The organism is Citrobacter sp. BDA59-3 (assembly GCF_015167655.1).
Taxonomy (GTDB): domain Bacteria; phylum Pseudomonadota; class Gammaproteobacteria; order Enterobacterales; family Enterobacteriaceae; genus Phytobacter; species Phytobacter diazotrophicus.
Window position 1 is genome coordinate 1,250,625 of sequence record NZ_CP063427.1, and the last position, 17,857, is coordinate 1,268,481.

Here is a 17,857-nt window from a genome sequence, read left to right on the forward strand (position 1 = left end):
TCATGCGCAAGGTTACCAGGAGGTTCGATTTTCTCAGGGGGGGCCATGGACGCTTTTGGTGGTTAACTTAATGTATTTATAGAGTTATATGATTTTTATATGGCCGGGTGGGGAGCCAGATTGCCAGATTATGGAACCATTAAACTGAGGGAAGCAGCCAGAATTAAAATCTGTGTGGGCGCGAGTTATGTCATTTACCTATTTTCTTTTCGTAGCGCGGTTACTGACGAGTAAAACTCTTGACTATCCTTTCGCCCTGTTAACGAAAAAGCCGCCCATCGGGGCGGCCTGGTAACACGCTATATCACTTAGAATGACCAGCGGAAATTGGCGTTCACGGCGTTGACACGGGTGTCGGAACCGATTTGTCCTTTATAACCGACATTCAGCGTCGCCGAGTGCGGCAGTGTAAAGCTGACGCCCACGTCGCCTACCAGCATATCCTTGTCAACCGGGTTACCTTCGCTCGTGAAGCCGTCGCTGCCAGCAAATGCCATACGCGAGGAGGCTTTTCGGTCACCGTAGGCGTGCTGCCAGCCTAACGAGCCGTAAAGGCTGACGTTTTTCGGCAGTTCAGTCACCGCGCGTGCGCCGAGCGTCGAGAAGAAGGTGTCTAACGTGTCGTTATGCACGCTCAGGGCTGCAGCACCGCCGTCCTCTTTGAAGTCATCCGTGTTCAGACGGATATAGCTCAGGTTAACGAATGGCTCGATATTTTGCTCCGGCTGGCCGAAGCGGTAGCCTGCTTCGGTGAAGGCCTGCAGTGAGTTGGCATCGTAATTGGCACTCAGGCGATCCGAGTAGCCGCTGAAATCAACCTTACGTTCGGCGTCAATTTTATGCCAGGTGTAACCCAGTGAGCCACGCAGGGAGAACGCGTCCTGACGCGCCGCTGCATACAGGCCGAGATGGTAATTATCGATATCCATTGAGGAGCGACGGCTGTCGACATCGTAATTTCCACGGCTGTAACCGAAGAAGCCACCCACTCTTACGTTATGACTGTCCAGCTTACGATCGGCACCCAGCAGGAAGCCTGCGGTGTTACCGTCCAGCTTACCGGTATTACCGTCGCCGTCGGTTTTCACCCAGGAGCCGAATGTCTGTCCCCACACACCGTTGTTCTGCACAGGGGCGGACTGAGCAAATGACATGGCCAGCGGCGGGATCGGCAACGTGTCATTGTCGAATGAACTCGCCATGCGCTGATTCAACACGTTAAACAACTGAGTGCTGCCCGCAATAAGCGTGGACTGAACGGAAGGGTAAGCCTCGCCCGAGAGCTGGTTGAACGCGTCGCGAGCTTCCGGTGCGCTTAACATCAGCAGCGAGTTATAGAGTGCCAGCGATGGGCCGCTTTGTGTGAGGGTCGAGAGTGCGCCTGCGGTATTCCACTGGTTGCTCGTTTGTGCCACAGTCTGGAAGATGCCCGGTTTGCCGCTGCCGGGGTTGCCCGCACCCGGATTACCCGGATTCTCGCCGCCGGGATTACCCGGATTCTCACCGCCCGGATTGCCCGGATTCTCGCCGCCGGGATTACCCGGATTCTCGCCACCCGGATTGCCCGGATTCTCACCGTTCTCTTTCTGCGTGATGCTCAGGTCTACGGCATTTGCGCTCTGATTCAATGCCACATCCAGGAAGGCAGATTTAGAGACCGCAGAGGCGAACTGACCATCAATACCGCCTGCCGAGTTGAGAATGCGATAGACCTGGCCGCTCTGGTAGCTGGTCTGCGGATCGAGTGCGGTGACCTGCACGGTAGCCTGATTGCTGATGGTGGTTTTACCTTCCACATTCAGCAGATCGCTGCGCCCGTCACCGGTAATATCGACGTCATAGAACGACTCGCCGATAAAGTTCAGGTAGCGTTTCAGCGTCAGGGTGCCGATGCCGCCATCACCCGGAGAAATATGACCGCCGGAGAGGATCTCCGTTTGCCCGAGGGTGCCGTTGCCGCCAAGGGTACCGCCCGCTTTAATCGACGCGGCGCTACTGTAGCCAGGGCCGTTGCTGACGTCACTCCCGGCGGTGGCGTTGAGGATTAACGTCCCGCCGTTTTCCGCGCTCAGGGTCTGGATATCAAAAATATTGGTTTCAGGCAGCGTGTTGATATCACTGGCAATAATGATTTTGCCGCCACGGGCGAGGACATTCGCTTTGAGTCCGGTCAGGTCGCCGTTGAGTGTCGTCTGCCCCGAGGCGTTGATGACATCACCTTCGCCACTCATGGTGTTGGCGAACAGATAATTATCATCGGTGTGATTGAAGTAGACGTAGCTGCCGAACAGCCCACCGCGCAAGACAACTGCCGTCCGGGCATCAATGGTGCCCGCGCCACCTGCTGCGCCTAACGTTGGCTCAGTAAGGCCGGTACCGGTATCTATATTGCCGCGGCTACCGATAACCAGCGCTCCGCGGTTGGAACCCGATCCGGTATCGCCCAGTACGATCGCGTTACTGCCTGCGGAGATCACCGCCCCATCCACCGCTGACACGACGCCGTTACCGTAATCGCCCACGAGGATATTGCCACCGCTGATGAAGCGGGAATTATTGCCCGCGACGTACAACTCGGCGGTTTTACGCGTACCGGAAACACCCTCGACCTCAATGCTGCCGACGTTAACTGCGCCGCCGTTGAGCACGTCGAGATCGCCGTTAAGTGTCAGTAACTGGGTGACGTTCCAACGGGAGTTTTCACCCGTCACTGTGGCTTTCGGGTTCAGCTTGTCCGTTTCATCCGGATCGTAGCCATCGCCGATGCGTGCCTGGAGGTTGGTGGTAAGGAGCGCACCATCCTCGATTGAAACGGTAGAGCGTGAACCCGCGGTGGTGCCAACGCTCAGATAGTTGCTGGTGACGCGGGAGTTCGCGCCAGTGGCGATAAGGTGGCTGTCATAGCCCCGGGTGGTGCCCACCACAATCTCTTTCGCGCTGGCCAGCGCACCATTTTCGACCCGTAGCGTGCCGAGGCCAAGGTCCATACTGCCGTGCAGAACGAACTGATCGTTCAGGGCGTTCAACTCAGCATCCGGTCCGCTGACCGTCACCGCGCTGTTGAAAATCTGACCGTTATAGAGCCTGCCGATATTGACGTTGTAAGCCGTTATTTTCCCGTTATTGATGAGCAAGTTGCCGCTCTGCGTGCGGCCCACATAGACATCATCGGTATAGACTAACGACTGCGTGACCTGGGTATCGCCATCAAAAATCACATCGGCAGCCCGGGTATCCTCGGGCATCAATAACATCAGTGGGGCAGAGAACAGAGCGAGGTAAAGTTTAGAAAGTGAAGTTTTCACTTTTAATTGGTGCGAGAAATTGTCATTCACGTGCTATCTCCAGATTGATTAACGTGATGTCGCGAAGGTCATTGTTTTATAGAGATTAAATTCACTGACTTGTATGACGCTTTATTTCGCGAATTCAGGCGTGCAGGTAAATTATCCGGCGAAGCGAAAACCTATAACTCCCTGGTTATTACGCTGCGGCGGGTGAATATAGAGAACGGCAATAACGTTCTCTGCGACAGATTATTTATGGGTAACAACCGGCGTACAGGTTGGTGCGCTCAGGGTCGGCGCAGAACCTAAAATTCCCGGCATCATCATGGATGAGCAATCAAAAATACGGCCTTTTTCTGTGGTCGCGCGATAGGTAAGTTTTTGCCCGCCCAGCGCATCAGGCTGAGCACCATTCACCTGGCTAACGGTAATTTCATCGGATGATCCCAGCCCCAGCATTTTTGCTGTTTCCGCCTGAAGGAGCGGAATAGCCTGATCGGTTTTCAACGTTGAACAACCCGCGACCATAATTGTAACGGCGAGTGCGATGAGTGGCTTTTTCATAAATTATCCTTGTAATCAGTCCGTATCGATTGCGCTATGGCAAAACATTTCTCTTTTTTAAGAACTGAAATAAGATATTTCTCTTTTCTGGAATACAAAACCCTCCTAAAGTAGGGAGTGTTGTTGATGTGGAAATTGGCAGAATATCGCCCTTTCCACTCACCAAAAGGAGATACCTTTGGGAAAATATTATGCGTTGGTTATTGATGACCACCCTTTGGTCGGCAGCGGAATTGCTAATTTTCTGGCGTCCCATTTAGGGTTCAGATCAGTCATGGTGGTGGCGGATGAGGAGAGTTGTTATCGACATATCCGCGACAATGGCCCGCCAGACCTGCTGATCATTGATTTCTGGCTTTCATCTTCTACCGCACTGAAATTACTAAAAGAAATTAAGAACAACTTTCCTAAAGTGCGTTTGCTAGTGGTAAGCGGCGACGAAAATAATGATATCCGGATGAAAGTGCAGAATGCCGGGGGGCATGGTTTTGTGCTGAAAAACGAGGCGCCGGAATTATTTGGTGAGGCAGTTCAAGCGCTTATGAATAATCAGACATGGTTTCCGGAGCCTCATGCTGAGATAAATGGAAAAGACAGTGCTATATTGCAAAAATTTAACTTAACGCCACGTCAGGGAGAGGTTTTACAGATGATGATGCGTGGATTGCCCAATAAAAGGATCGCTTCGCAACTTTCAATATCAGAGCCTACGGTTAAAGAGCATATCAGCAATATTTTAAAAAAACTGGGCGTTAATACCCGTGTGGAAGTCATTACACTTCTTCACGGCCAGCGGGATGAATCATCATGAAATGGATAGCCGATGTGGATAATAGTGCCATTTCATCGCGTGCGCAGATCCGCCTGCTCAATAATACCTTTATCCGCCTGGTGTTCAGCTTTACCGCTGTGCCTTTTGTCGGCATTCCATTTGCAATCTGGATATATTGGTTGGGGGGAAACACCGGGCCAACCCTTGTCTGGATTGTTATTTACCTGCTCTGCGCAGGGTTAATCAGAATATGGCACCGACGCTATCTGCGGGAAATCAAAGAAAATAATGCAGATGATGTTCTGCGCCGCTGGCTGCCGAATCTTAATAAGGTCGCCTTCGCTCACGGCATGGGTATTTCTTCTCTTTACCTGATTACCCCGCAGAACCAAAGCTTTGATTTTTTCCTGCTGCTGAATATCAGTATCGCTGCGATTGTCGCCGCCAACGCGACGCATTTAACACCGGTCATCAGTACCTTTAAACGGTTTTTTTTCTCTTCCTGGGGATTCTTAAATCTCGGCATCATCTGGCGTATGGACGACGTGATGTTGATCGTTCTGATGTTGAACCTGCTGTACGGTTTTGCGATCTACCGTCACGCGTTAACGTCGCATGCCTTTTTTATTCAGCAGGCCAGGCTGGAAGAGGAGAGTGCGCGTCTGGCAGAACAATTTCGCCAGGCAAAAGAGGAGGCTGAGCAGGCGCTGCGCGATAAAAATCAGTTTCTGACCACCGCCAGCCACGATCTGCGCCAGCCCGTGCACGCCATGGGTTTTCTTATTGAGGCGATTATTCATAAAAACAGCAATGACGCGCTGATGCCGCAGTTGCTGGACTTGCAGCAAAGCGTGCGCTCCGTTCAGTTGATGTTCAATTCGTTACTTGATCTGAGCAAGATTGAATCGGGCAATATGATGACCACCACAACCCATGTGGACATCGGTGCGCTGCTGGATTCAGTTATCACGCTGTTTCGCGAGGAGGCGAAAAGCCGGGGACTGAAGCTCCGTACCTGGCGGCCCGGTCGGCGCATCTACGTGATGGGCGACCCGCTGCTGGTGCGCCAGTCGCTGATCAATCTGATCCAGAATGCCCTGCGCTACACGCCGCGAGGGGGCGTGCTGGTGGCGATTCGCCCGCGCGGTGAAGCGTGTCTCCTTGAAGTGTGGGACACCGGGGTGGGCATTGCCGATGACGAAAAAAACAAAATCTTCTCTCCATATTACCGCCCCGAACTGGCGTGGAAAATCGACAGTGCCGGGCACGGTCTCGGGCTTGCCGTGGTGGCGCGCTGTGCGAAACTGATGAACGTCACTTACGGTATGCAGTCTATTGAGGAGAAAGGTTCCCGCTTCTGGATGCGCTTTCAGCAGCATCAGGGAGAGAGTAAAGCGCTCGATCCCACCCCTGCCATCGACGCCGTCGTACCGGTTACCCGCCGCGCATCGCTACGGGGAAGCTGTCTTGTGGTTGATGACGATCCGCTGGTCACCTCCGCCTGGGAAAGTTTGATGAGCAGTTGGGGGATCGTTGTGCGCTGCGCCGCCTCCGCCGAAGAGGCTTTTGCTATTGTCGACGGGGGATTTACCCCAAGCGTCGTGCTGTGCGATCAGCGATTGCGCTCGGGTGAAAGCGGTTTTGAAATCCTCAAGGCGCTGCTTGAACGCCTGCCAAAGGTCAGCGGGGCGATGGTCAGCGGCGAGTTCAACTCTCCGGTACTGCGCGACGCAGAAGAGGAGGGGTATCTGGTGCTGCGCAAGCCGCTGGAACCTGCAACGCTGCATGCTCTGTTAACACAGTGGTCGGCCAGCCAGTAAGCGGCGCGCGATCGGCAAAAACGGGGGGAGACAAGTCTCCGCCGCTTAGAAATAGTGTGTTCTGGCGACAAAAACGGCGGCGGCGATAAGAGCCAGGACAACTGCAAGGCCTTTCATTTTACGCGTTTTCTCGAAAATGACGGCAATAAGCTGGATAACGATGATGCCGATAAAGATTAAAAGCGAGGTCAGGTTGCTGTTGCTGGTATCTGCGATGATTGAACCCGCAGATAGTGCGGGATCCATTTCACTCATCCATGAATATTTATCGACGGAGATCAGGCATAAAAGTATAAGACCCAGGCAGTACGTTAACAGTAAAACAATCCTTACTATGTTATTCATGTTATCCCCAAATCAGTTTGCTGAATCGCTGCCAGTGATTGACGATAAAATCGCCATACGACGTATTTCTCTTAATTTCTTCCAGCGTCGGGATAAGCCCCCTGTTGTAACGTGCGCCGATAATCCGGACATCCTCCATGCTTAACGTTGCGGGCAGTTTGTCATAATCGGCCAGTTGCCTCAGGTGCTGAGCAACCAGGTTGATGTTATAGACATCTTTTTCCAGGCAATTTGCCAGCGTTCGCAACTGGTTCATATCCATCTTTGACACATCCAGGCCCGGTGTCCTGGCCGCTGTGCGTAACTGCATGCTGACAAAGCCAAAAGACGTTTTTTCCGGCGGATTAGTGATAGTGAAATTACGATCGACAAAAGCGGGGCCGCTCCAGTCAAATGCCCTGACTTCAAACGCGACTTTGTCAATGAAATTCGGATCGCCGCCCACCTCGATCCAGCATACACCGGCCAGCAATTCCACCGGTAAATGATAACGCTCAGCTACGGTTCTGATGGCGTTTTTATTATGAATGACCCAGGCATCTTTAAATCTCTGAATATATCCGATACCTCCGCAAACTTATCGGAAACGACTTTCCAGATAAATACATCTATCAAGCCCCCAGGTCGGGGAAGATTCCATGGGTTTACAGTCAGAAAAATCATTATTGCTCATACAAATTCTGGTGCAGAAATTTAAAGGATAACGTCACGGGTAGTCATAATACTGAGAGGCGATATCCGTCGGAATAGCAGATAATTCTGTTACTGTAATCTGCCTTGCGCTTTATCTGACAGGGAATGGCTTTCTGGGCGAAGGGGGCCTGGAATGACGATGTTAATTACCGGGAACCCTCGTGCACGGGTTCCCGGTGTGTTACGGATCGATTAGCGGCCCGTATTAAAGAAGGCCACGGTTTGGGTCAGCCGCCGGGTCTGTGCTTCCAGGGCGCTGGCGGCGGCAACGGCATGCTGAACCAGTTGGGAGTTCTGATGCGTCACCGAGTCGATTTGTACGATCGATTCATTCACCTGACTTATCCCGATACTCTGTTCATCGGTCGCCACCGAGATTTGCGACATGATGTCTGAAACGCGCTGCACGGCTTCAATCATCTCGTCGATATGGCTTCCGGCGGTTTTGATCTGGGTAGAACCGCTGTTGACTCGCGCTACCGACTCTTCGACCAGCACTTTGATCTCCTGTGCGGCTTGAGAGCTGCGCAGGGACAGATTTCGCACTTCACTGGCCACCACAGCAAATCCTTTCCCTTGCTCACCGGCGCGCGCTGCCTCAACGGCTGCGTTCAGCGCAAGAATGTTGGTCTGAAAGGCAATGCTATTGACCACCTCAATAATGTTGGCGATTTTACCGGCGCTTTCAGAAATGCCACTCATGGTGCTATTCACATTCTGCATCATCACACCGCTACGCGAAGCGATATCCACCGCGCCTCGCGCCAGTTCGCGCGCCTGTCCGGCATTTTCCGCATTTTGTTTTACGGCAGCGGTAATCTCTTCCATGCTGGACGACGTTTTTTCCAGCGACACGGCCTGCTGTTCGGAATGTTCAGCGATCTCCTGGTTTCCGGCGACGATCTCATGGGTGCTAGTGTTAATGACTTCCGCGACGCCCCTGATCTCCGCGATAACCGAGGTCAACTGCTCACGCATGACTCCCATTTCATGTACCAGACTTTCGTTATCGTTGGCTTTCTTGTTCACCGCCTGCGACAGGTCCCCGGAGGCGATCCGCGAGACGACTTCTGCGGCATAACGCGGTTCACCACCGAGCGTTTTCAGCGTGCTGCGATTAATGGAATAGACAAGAATCGAAAGTACAAGGCTGATGACAACGAATTCAATCATATTCTGGTAAAGCGAACTCATAAACGCTTGCTGAATATCATCGACATACAACCCGGTAGTGATTATCCAGCCCCAGGGTGTCCACGGAATACTGTAGGCAACTTTAGGTTGTGGCTCTGTTTCGCCGGGGCGCGGGAAAATATACTGCGTGAAACCGGCGTTATCGTTTTTGGTTACCGCCACCATATCCCGAAAAATATAAACCCCATTTGCATCGGAAATATCCGGTCCTTTGCCAATGAGCGCGGCATTTATCGGGTGCATGATGACCTGCGCCTGATTATTCAGAATGGTAAAATAACCGGTTTCACCATAACGCAAATCTTTAATAGTCTGAAGGGCCCGTTGCTGTGCCTCCTCTTGTGAAATCAATCCTTTGTCGGCAAGTGCAGCCTGCGTTTTTACAACGTTAAGGGCTAACTGCGATACATGCATTAACTCCCGTTCTCGCAATGTGAGCTGGTTCTCTTTAATTTTTACAGAGCCGAAAAATAACGTTCCGGCAAGACATAACAGCGCGACGATGAGTGGGATCCACAGTTTCTGGGCAAAGGATAATTTCATAGCATGCTAACCTGTTGTTGTTTTATATGGTTGGTTTAGCGTCGGCAACCCTGGTATCAGACCGCGCTATATCTTTTATCGGGAATTAAAGAAAAGAAATTAATCGATAAAATCGATATAAATATTCAATATGTTCCTTTTTTGTTATAAAGAAATTAACTGCTTGGTAAATAAAGAGTTAATATTAGTAACGCGGTTGACGATTTTTATGTCATGAAGATAAATATGAGGGCGATCACACTAATATTTTTAGTGGGATTAAAGTTATTTAATAACAAGCGAAATAGGGGATGTCAGGGGAGATGAAATGGTATAAAAAAACCCCGAATCAAATCATTCAGGGTTTTCACAAAAGCCATTAACCTCACAAACGATTAACGGTTTTCTTCAATGTAGCGCGCCAAATCCGCAGGGGTTTTCAGCACGGTGGCGACTTCGGTCGGCGGGATCATGCAGCCGTAAACGTCCTGCACTTCCAGCACCAGATCGACCGCCAGAATTGAGTCGAGAATGTCAGACTCAATCAGTTCATCATGAAAGCCCACTTTGCGGGATAACACTTTTTCAAACAGGGCGAGAATTTCTTGTTCCATAATAGTTTCCTGGCTAATTAATTGGTGCGGGCATGGGTGTCCAGCAATTTACGATCGATTTTGCCGTTCGGATTAAGCGGCAATGCATCTTTAATAATAATTTGTGACGGCACCATGTAATGGGGGATCACTTTCGAAAGGGATGTTTTGATCACCTCCGGTGCCAGATCCGTCACGCAGAATGCCGCAATTCGCAGAACGCTTCCGCATGATTTCATCAGCGGCAGCACAACCGCTTCACTGATGCCGGACATCGCCAGCAGGCGATTTTCAATCTCGTTGATTTCAATACGGTAGCCGTTCAGTTTGATCTGGCTATCGTTGCGACCCTGGCAGTAGATAAGACCGTCTTCGTAACCCAGATCGCCGGTTCTGTAACCGCGATATTCTTCACTTTCGCGTCGCAGCAATTTTGCCGCGTTCTCTTGCGGCAGGCCGAGATAACCGCGCATCACATTTTTACCCCAGATGATCAACTCGCCATCGGCGGTAATTTCCATGTGGGTATCCGGCATCATCACGCCAACGGGCAGCAGCGGGTTGTCGTTATTGAGAATTTCATCGGTGATTTCAACCACCGTGGTGGCGATAGTCGCTTCCGTTGGGCCGTAGGAGTTAAGGATTTTGGCCTGCGGGAAACGGCGGCGTAACTGTTTTACCAGCGCTTTATTTAATACTTCGCCAATGAAAATAAAGACATTCAGTTCAGGCAGATAGTCGCTATTAAACTGGGGCGACAGCAGGCGCTGATAGGCAAAAGAGGGGGTGGAAACCCAGACGGAAACATCGTTCGCTTTCAGGCGATCCAGCCAGTTTTCCGCCGTGATATCTTCTTTCGCGTTCAGCACAATGTGCCCACCAGTGGCCAGATTCGCCAGCAGGGGGATCAGCGAGAGATCGAAGCTGAACACCGCGTGGTTCATCAGCACCGGTTTTTCCGGCAAGGAAAAGTCCTGACTTACCCACTTCATGAAATGCCATACGCTTTCACGTCCGATCTGCACCCCTTTCGGTTTTCCGGTGCTGCCGGAGGTGAACATGATGTAGGCGAGATCTGGCTCGGCCAGTACCTGGCCGGTTATGCCGGTCGCGATAAATTTTTTCGTGGTCACATCATAATAGAAGGGGGCATTGGCGAGCTGGCAAATCTCTTTGAGACGCTCCTGCGGATAGATGCAGTCCACCGGAATGTACGGAATATTGTGTAACAGGCAGCTATAGAGCGCGACGGCAAATTCCGCCTGCTGATGCCCGTACAACACCACCGGCGTACCGGCAGGTTGGTTGCATTGTTGGTAACGTTGCGCCCAGTCAGTAACCGCGACGGAGAGCTGTTGCCAGGTGATGGCTTCATCGCTACCGCTGATCGCCAGTTGCTGAGGGGACGCGGGATCGCGTAATGCCGCACGCAAGAAGTCTTGTAGTTCCAGAAGTTCGGAGTCATTTTTCATAAGGGAGACATTCCACTAAAGATGTAAAGGGAGGCCGCGGCGCTTCCCAGCGTCAAAATTCGTCCCACAAACACAGAAACCGGATGTTGAAGTCCGTTGCTCAAAGCCGGATGGCGTTTGGCAAACCATTGCAGCATGTTGTGAACAACGGAAATGGCGCCAAACAGCGCGCCGCTAATGACGTAGTGTCGTTCGAGTCCATTCCATGCCCCCATACAAAACAGGGTGCAGAAGATGCCAATATTTTGCGCCAGCGTTTTGTTCTGGCGGAAAAAGTTGTGCTTCATCAGATTCATATAAATCGGCATAAAGACCACGTCCCTCAGCCATTCAGAGAGGCTGATATGGAAGCGGCGCCAGAAATCCTGCGGGGTTTTCGCCAGAATCGGCATATTGAAGTTTGCCGGAATGTTCAGGCCAAATAAGCGGCCCGCCCCGATAGCCATGTTGCTGTAACCCGCAAAATCAAAGTAGAGATAGGCGCTGTAGGCAATCGACATCACCACGCCCACTTTCAGGGTAAACGCTTCATGGCTCCACGGCTGAACGACCAGAGTATCGACCAGCATGGCGAACAAGAATTTCTGGATAATCCCGGTAATAATTTGCTCTAAAGCCACTAAAAACTGCTCACGAGTCAGCGTGAAAACCGGTTTATTGATATCCGTCATCCAGGTCCGCCAGCGATACATCGGGCCGGCCAGGATAATAAACGGCATAAACAGGTAGCAGAAATAGTGCAGAAAATTCTGGCCATCCTTTTTACTGCGGTACAGCAGCACATCGATGGCGCGGAAAGTCATAAAAGAGAGCCCGATCATGCCCCAGTGGTTGTTCAGATGTAATTTCACCAGAAACAGCGGCAGCAGCGTTAATGTGACCGCCTGCCAGGTTTTTAACCAACCTTTCTCTTTTAATGTGACAAGAATATAAAAACTGAAAAATACTGCCACCGGGACAATATAGTCGCCTTCGAAGATATACCCCCAGCCTAAAGCCGCCAGCACGGAAAAAGCGGATATATATGTCAGTCGGTGACGCAATACGCGGTTAACCAGCGCAAACACCAGCGCTGATGAGAACAAATAGAAGAAAAACATGCCTGAGCTGTACATTATTCGTCCTCAGAACTTTTGATATTCAAAATGCAATTGCAAACTCATGCTGTCATCCACGGAGGTCCACGCGACAATGGTTATCGCCAGCAGGAGATAAAGTAAAAACAGGCGAATGGCGGTTTTCATCATTTAAAGTTCTCCGCGATAAAGCGAACCATAGGAACCCATGCCGTTTCCGATGGGTGCAGACGATCCCAGTTCCAGCCGTTTTGATACGGCATCGCATACATATCTAAATAAGGCACCTGGTTTTCCGTCAGGATTGCCTGAATTTGTTTATCAACCGGCTGGAACGTATTGGTATTGGTCAGCGCCCATGGGTTAATCGGGTCGACAATCGCAATCACCTGTACATGGCGCTCTTTCAGGAGCTTGATGGTGGCGCGGAAAACCTCGATTTGCTTCGGCACGACAGGCGTGTCATCCCACTGCTCAGGGGTATCCCCGGCCTCATAAACCGCCTTGTCCATCCACATTGTGGCTGCACTTTGCTTGCGTACTTTGTTGAGTTCACGGGCATTCGCCAGCTCTTGATCCCAGTCGGGCATCGTTATGTTGCCAGGCTGTGCGGGCCAGGGTTGCGCGGCAGGCTGTGGCTCAATATTGAGCAGGTCCAGCCAGTCGTTTTTTATCATGGTGCAGAAGTTGGCAAACTGATAGCTCACCTCTTCCCAGATCAGGTCCGGATGCCAGCCATAAATGGCCATTTCACCAAAACTCAAATGGCTGATATCGTCCGCTTCAATATGTTTTAAGTAATTGACCAGCAAAGGACGAGCCTGCTTGTCTTTCATTAATGGATCGAAAATCGAACCCGGGAAATTATCCGCAAAGATCGCCGGAGGAAGCCCATTTGAATAAAAGCTATCCGGTGCCAGGAGCAACACCACTTTACTGTTTGCGTTAAGGCTGTCTTTAAAACGGGAGAACAGTAAAAATTGTGTGACGTCGTCGACATAACTATCGCCATATGCCACTAAAGGTCTGTGCAATTGCTTATTGAAGTAATTATAGGCAGCGTAATGTTCATTTTCGGAAGTAGAAACTTCTGATGCCCCGATAAAAAAAATCGCATTCCCTTGTAATGCATGGGAAATGGTGGCTATTTTTTCTGCTTGCTCTTTTGGTGTGCCTTCCATCGATTTAATCATCGGCTGGAATTTAAGCGGCGGATCAAAGCTCGTCACCACCGGGTGAACGCTCAGAACCAGGATGGCGAGGAGAGCCATCAGGATATGTAGGCAGAGAGTATTTTTGATTTTCATTATCATTATAAAAAAGTAAGACTACATGACATTAACTTGTTTAAAATTTGTTGTTTCTTAGCGTTACAACAAATAGACAACAATTGGGACAATGGGTATTTGGACTTTATTCCAATCTATCTTCTTTGACATTCTATACCAGGTACATCTGAAAAGATGAGCATTGCTGTGTAACGGTATGTACAGCGTTAGCGTGTTAATAATAAGCGCTGCATCCATGAAGATAAGGGCTTGCCGTGACTGACATTTCCCTTGTTACTGCGAGTGGTAATCAACAACGATAAAAGCGCAGTTATACTTAACTGCAGCCGTCGGCGATGCGATTTTGATTGAGGCGATACACACTATTGCCCGCTCCGGGAGAGGAGCGGGCGTATCTGTTCTGTACTATTTCACAGGTACAGGGCGGCGACAGAGAACACCCTGCGTCATCCGACGCGTCTGAGCGATAAAACATCAACACGACGAAAGCAAGGCCAGCACGCTCTTATCATTAGAGTAAGCCACTCGCTTTCAAATACGCCCACCACGGGAACCCGACGGTAATATGAATAACAAACGTTAATTATGCGACAACCGTACCCGTTATCCACCAGGATTTTATATCGTTATAGCCAGCCACAAAAATAATGGGCCCTGACGCGCCGCCATAATGGGTAATGCAGCCACCGGATGCAAATAAATAACGAATTTTCAGGATAGGGTTTGCTCACCAGACCAATGATAGCCGCAAGCTAAATACTGGCCAGTACCCATGCCTCTTTTGAAAGACCGTCAGGCGCCGATGTCATTAATGAAAGGCTGATAATGAAAGCGAGGAATAATAATTTAGCGCTCACTTTAATTAATCCATTCCTTTGACAATATCAGAGGTCGCATTTAAAAATGAGACCTCTGCCGATTCAAAAAAACAGGTAATGAGAAGGCGAAAAACATGCCCGGGAATATTACCGGGCATGTTTTTGAGACGATTACATAGTTACCACGTCAATTCGCTGCTTTTCCGCTACTTGATACTCTGCCAGCGTATGGAAATTTAAGTAACGATAGGTCTCTTCACGGGTGTCATTGATTTTGTCCATATGCCAGTGATACTGCTCAACCGTCGGCATTTTTCCAAGCATGGCCGCGATAGCACTGAGCTCAGCCGACGCCAGGAAAACATTTGCATCGGTACCAAGGCGGTGCGGGAAGTTGCGGGTAGATGTTGAAACAACGCTGCTCCCTTCCTTGACCCTGGCCTGGTTACCCATGCAGAGAGAACAACCCGCTGGTTCGATGCGTGCGCCGGAACGGATGAACTTATTAAAATAACCCTCGCTTGAAAGCTGTTGGGCATCCATTTTGGTTGGCGGGGCAATCCACAGGCGGCCAGGGATCTCTTTTGCATCCGCCAGCAGCTTCCCGGCGGCCCGGAAGTGACCAATGTTTGTCATGCAGGAGCCAATAAACACTTCTTGTACCGGTGTGCGCGCAACCTCAGACAGTAAACGGGCGTCATCCGGGTCATTGGGCGCACAAACGATCGGCTCCGTAATTTCAGTCAGGTCGATGTCAATAATTGCGGCGTACTCGGCATTTTCATCAGCGCTGAGTAATGACGGATTGGCCAGCCATGCTTCGATCTCTGCAATACGCTTTTCAAGGGTCGGCGCGTGCTGATAACCCTGGCTAATCATCCAGCGCAGTAATGTGGCATTGGAACGCAAATATTCGGCAACGTTCTCTTCTTCCAGGCGTAGCACACAGGCAGCCGCTGAGCGCTCAGCGGAGGCGTCCGCCAGTTCAAAGGCCTGCTCAGCCTTCAACATGTGTAAACCTTCGATTTCCAGAATACGACCGGAAAATATATTGCGTTTGTTTTTCTTCTCAGTGGTCAGCAACCCTTGTTTAATGGCGTAGTAAGGGATCGCGTGAACCAAATCGCGCAGGGTGATCCCTTTTTGCATTTCACCCTTAAAGCGGACCAGCACAGATTCCGGCATATCGAGCGGCATAATTCCGGTGGCGGCGGCAAAAGCAACCAGCCCGGAACCGCCCGGAAACGAGATCCCTAAGGGAAAGCGCGTATGTGAATCCGCGCCCGTACCGACGGTGTCCGGGATCAGCATACGGTTCAGCCATGAGTGGATAATCCCATCGCCGGGTTTCAGCGCAACGCCTTTTCTGCTGGTAATGAACTGCGGCAGCGTCTCATGCAAATTAACATCGACGGGTTTGGGATAGGCTGACGTATGGCAAAAAGACTGCATCACCAGATCGGCAGAAAACCCTAAGCATGCAAGGTCCGTCAGTTCATCACGTGTCATCCCGCCGGTGGTATCCTGCGATCCCACGGTGGTGATTTTAGGTTCACAATATTGCCCAGGACGAATACCTTCCACGCCGCACGCTCTGCCCACCATCTTCTGCGCCAGCGTAAACCCGGCTGAGGATGGCGCAGGCGCTTTGGCTTTCCTAAAAATGGACGTTGCCGGCAGGCCTAAAGAGGCCCTGGCTCTTGCCGTTAAGCTGCGGCCAATGATCAACGGGATGCGACCGCCCGCCTGGACTTCATCCAGCAAGACGTCTGTTTTCAGGCTAAATGAGGCAATAAGCGTCTGATCGTGATGGTGGCGAATCTCGCCCTTGTACGGATAAAGATCAATCACCATACCTGTCGATAAACCGGAGACATCCACTTCAATGGGTAATGCGCCGGAGTCCTCCAGGGTATTGAAAAAGATCGGCGCAATTTTTCCGCCTAAGACAACGCCCCCGCTGCGTTTATTGGGGACAAAGGGAATATCCTTCCCGATATGCCAGAGGATGGAGTTTGTTGCGGATTTTCGTGAAGAGCCGGTGCCTACCACATCGCCAACGTAAGCAAGAGGATACTGCCGGGCTTTTAGTTCCCGGATCTGGGCGATTGGCCCGTATTGCCCCGGTTGGTCCGGGTTCACACCTTCACGGGGGGAACTCAGCATGGAGAGCGCATGCAGGGGAATGTCCGGACGTGACCACGCCTCAGGGGCTGGCGAAAGGTCATCGGTATTGGTTTCGCCGGGCACTTTAAAGACTGTCAGCGTGACTTTTTCCTCAAGCTTCGTGCGTTCGTTAAACCACTCGGCATTCGCCCATGATGTAATAACCGCTTTAGCATGCACATTCCCGTTACGGGCTTTTTGCTCAATATCGTTAAATTTTTCAAAGATAAGAATAGTATGGCTGAGTTTATTCGCCGCTAACTGAGCCAGTTCACTATCGTCCAGCGAATCAATGAGCGGCTGAATGTTGTAGCCCCCCTGCATGGTTCCAAGAATAGTAATAGCATCCTGTGGCGTGATACCGAATTCACTTGTTTTTGCTTTGATAATTTTATCAAGAAATTCTGCTTTCACTTTTGCAGCAGCATCAACGCCGGGAGAAACCTGGTTAATTAACAGGCTAATTAACGCCTCTCGATCCTCGCACCGTTTATTTTCGAGGAGGGCAATTAATTCTCTGACCTGTTGCGCGGTTAAGGGTTTAGCGGGTATTCCATTTTCTGCGCGCTCAGCGACATGCTTCTTATATTCTTCAAACATAAAATATCCTGACCTTATCATAAGGAAATTAAAAAATGTGCTATGGTGTTTTTACATCAAATAATCATGTTGCTATTTTTAATAGCCCTTCTCCAAATTCAGATATTCTTTCAAGGCCATATTTCCACTCACCAAAACCTGATTCCGAATTAATATGACCAGCGTCACCCATGTCGATAAGCTCACATCCCCAGTAGTCGGACCAGAATAGCGCGCGGTTGAAGGACATCAGCGGGTCATTACGACTGGCAAAAACAAGGCCCGGCACGTTCAGCTTTGACGCGGTGACGATCTCTTCAAGTTCGAACCAGGAAGGTTCCGCCGGTGCGACCATGACAATTCCGGCAATATTTGACGCCTGACGCTGAGCCTGATACCAGGAGGCAAGGGCACCAAAGCTATGCCCAATTAAAATAACGGGTAATTTGCACGTGGTTAATTCCCTGCGGATCGCGGCACACCAGTTTTCAATATCCGGTTGGATCCAGTTTCGTTGGCTTATTCTTTTCCAGCGAGGTAACTGGCGTGCCCAACAGGTTTGCCAGTGGTACTCGTCGCTATCCCTCAATCCCGGAACCAGAATAGTGGTAAAAACATCATCCAGTGCTAACAGGCGCGATATTGTCATGGTAAATTCCGTCAATCT

Annotated in this window: 14 protein-coding genes and 1 pseudogene; 2 read left to right on the forward strand and 13 right to left on the reverse strand. The window is 50.6% G+C overall.

Translation table 11 applies throughout. The features are described 5' to 3' along the window. Window positions 1-308 precede the first annotated feature (308 nt). Window positions 309-3,335, reverse strand: a complete 3,027-nt coding sequence (locus tag IP582_RS05795; RefSeq protein WP_193795348.1) for an autotransporter domain-containing protein — start codon at window positions 3,333-3,335, stop codon at window positions 309-311. A gap of 201 nt (window positions 3,336-3,536) precedes the next feature. Then, window positions 3,537-3,851, reverse strand: a complete 315-nt coding sequence (locus IP582_RS05800; protein ID WP_193795349.1) for a hypothetical protein — start codon at window positions 3,849-3,851, stop codon at window positions 3,537-3,539. 178 nt (window positions 3,852-4,029) lie between these two features. On the opposite strand from IP582_RS05800, the gene IP582_RS05805 reads away from it, so the two are divergent. Both IP582_RS05805 and IP582_RS05810 read left to right on the forward strand, forming a co-directional pair. Further along, a complete protein-coding gene (locus IP582_RS05805; RefSeq protein WP_193795350.1) occupies window positions 4,030-4,662 on the forward strand; it encodes a response regulator transcription factor in 633 nt (210 codons plus the stop codon). Continuing rightward, window positions 4,659-6,443: a hybrid sensor histidine kinase/response regulator gene (locus IP582_RS05810; RefSeq protein ID WP_193795351.1), complete on the forward strand. Its 1,785-nt coding sequence runs from the start codon at window positions 4,659-4,661 to the stop codon at window positions 6,441-6,443. The genes IP582_RS05805 and IP582_RS05810 overlap by 4 nt, the downstream gene beginning before the upstream one ends. Before the next feature lie 45 nt (window positions 6,444-6,488). Here the strand turns inward: IP582_RS05810 and IP582_RS05815 are convergent, their stop codons facing one another. The 11 genes and pseudogenes from IP582_RS05815 to IP582_RS05860 all read right to left on the reverse strand — a co-directional run bounded on the left by IP582_RS05815 (window position 6,489) and on the right by IP582_RS05860 (window position 17,839). Then, window positions 6,489-6,689 carry a hypothetical protein gene (locus IP582_RS05815; protein ID WP_193795352.1) on the reverse strand — a complete coding sequence of 67 codons (201 nt, stop codon included), beginning with the start codon at window positions 6,687-6,689 and terminating at the stop codon, window positions 6,489-6,491. 100 nt (window positions 6,690-6,789) lie between these two features. Then, window positions 6,790-7,260, reverse strand: a complete 471-nt coding sequence (locus tag IP582_RS05820) for a hypothetical protein (RefSeq protein ID WP_228007942.1) — start codon at window positions 7,258-7,260, stop codon at window positions 6,790-6,792. 413 nt (window positions 7,261-7,673) lie between these two features. Then, a complete protein-coding gene (locus IP582_RS05825; RefSeq protein WP_125125183.1) occupies window positions 7,674-9,218 on the reverse strand; it encodes a methyl-accepting chemotaxis protein in 1,545 nt (514 codons plus the stop codon). A gap of 374 nt (window positions 9,219-9,592) precedes the next feature. Next, on the reverse strand, window positions 9,593-9,811 hold the full coding sequence (locus IP582_RS05830; RefSeq protein WP_041852336.1) for an acyl carrier protein: 219 nt from the start codon (window positions 9,809-9,811) through the stop codon (window positions 9,593-9,595). A 17-nt stretch (window positions 9,812-9,828) separates the two neighbouring features. After that, window positions 9,829-11,262 (reverse strand): AMP-binding protein, encoded by a 1,434-nt coding sequence (locus IP582_RS05835; RefSeq protein ID WP_193795353.1) that lies wholly within the window; start codon window positions 11,260-11,262, stop codon window positions 9,829-9,831. Next, the gene (locus tag IP582_RS05840; RefSeq protein WP_041852334.1) at window positions 11,259-12,377 is read right to left on the reverse strand and encodes an MBOAT family O-acyltransferase; all 1,119 of its coding nucleotides are present in this window, start codon (window positions 12,375-12,377) and stop codon (window positions 11,259-11,261) included. Before IP582_RS05840 ends, IP582_RS05835 begins: the two co-directional genes overlap by 4 nt. A gap of 9 nt (window positions 12,378-12,386) precedes the next feature. Next, window positions 12,387-12,509, reverse strand: a complete 123-nt coding sequence (locus tag IP582_RS25455; RefSeq protein WP_255423173.1) for a hypothetical protein — start codon at window positions 12,507-12,509, stop codon at window positions 12,387-12,389. Then, window positions 12,506-13,645, reverse strand: coding sequence for a D-alanyl-lipoteichoic acid biosynthesis protein DltD (locus IP582_RS05845; protein ID WP_071195764.1), 1,140 nt, complete (start codon window positions 13,643-13,645; stop codon window positions 12,506-12,508). Before IP582_RS05845 ends, IP582_RS25455 begins: the two co-directional genes overlap by 4 nt. Window positions 13,646-14,138: 493 nt before the next feature. After that, window positions 14,139-14,315 (reverse strand): annotated as a pseudogene (locus IP582_RS25530) (anion permease); the annotation flags it as partial. A gap of 301 nt (window positions 14,316-14,616) precedes the next feature. Further along, on the reverse strand, window positions 14,617-17,211 hold the full coding sequence (gene acnB, locus IP582_RS05855) for a bifunctional aconitate hydratase 2/2-methylisocitrate dehydratase (protein WP_193795354.1): 2,595 nt from the start codon (window positions 17,209-17,211) through the stop codon (window positions 14,617-14,619). Between the two features lie 64 nt (window positions 17,212-17,275). Beyond that, window positions 17,276-17,839, reverse strand: coding sequence for an alpha/beta hydrolase (locus IP582_RS05860; RefSeq protein ID WP_193795355.1), 564 nt, complete (start codon window positions 17,837-17,839; stop codon window positions 17,276-17,278). Window positions 17,840-17,857 lie beyond the last annotated feature (18 nt).

Bases quoted from the DNA above. Each gene is read 5' to 3' on its own strand.
- IP582_RS05800 (WP_193795349.1), bottom strand. From the start codon at position 3,851: ATGAAAAAGCCACTCATCGCACTCGCCGTTACAATTATGGTCGCGGGT.
- IP582_RS05810 (WP_193795351.1), top strand. From the start codon at position 4,659: ATGAAATGGATAGCCGATGTGGATAATAGTGCCATTTCATCGCGTGCG.
- IP582_RS05815 (WP_193795352.1), bottom strand. From the start codon at position 6,689: ATGGATCCCGCACTATCTGCGGGTTCAATCATCGCAGATACCAGCAAC.
- IP582_RS05825 (WP_125125183.1), bottom strand. From the start codon at position 9,218: ATGAAATTATCCTTTGCCCAGAAACTGTGGATCCCACTCATCGTCGCG.
- IP582_RS05830 (WP_041852336.1), bottom strand. From the start codon at position 9,811: ATGGAACAAGAAATTCTCGCCCTGTTTGAAAAAGTGTTATCCCGCAAA.
- IP582_RS05835 (WP_193795353.1), bottom strand. From the start codon at position 11,262: ATGAAAAATGACTCCGAACTTCTGGAACTACAAGACTTCTTGCGTGCG.
- IP582_RS05840 (WP_041852334.1), bottom strand. From the start codon at position 12,377: ATGTACAGCTCAGGCATGTTTTTCTTCTATTTGTTCTCATCAGCGCTG.
- IP582_RS25455 (WP_255423173.1), bottom strand. From the start codon at position 12,509: ATGATGAAAACCGCCATTCGCCTGTTTTTACTTTATCTCCTGCTGGCG.
- IP582_RS05845 (WP_071195764.1), bottom strand. From the start codon at position 13,645: ATGAAAATCAAAAATACTCTCTGCCTACATATCCTGATGGCTCTCCTC.
- acnB (WP_193795354.1), bottom strand. From the start codon at position 17,211: ATGTTTGAAGAATATAAGAAGCATGTCGCTGAGCGCGCAGAAAATGGA.
- IP582_RS05860 (WP_193795355.1), bottom strand. From the start codon at position 17,839: ATGACAATATCGCGCCTGTTAGCACTGGATGATGTTTTTACCACTATT.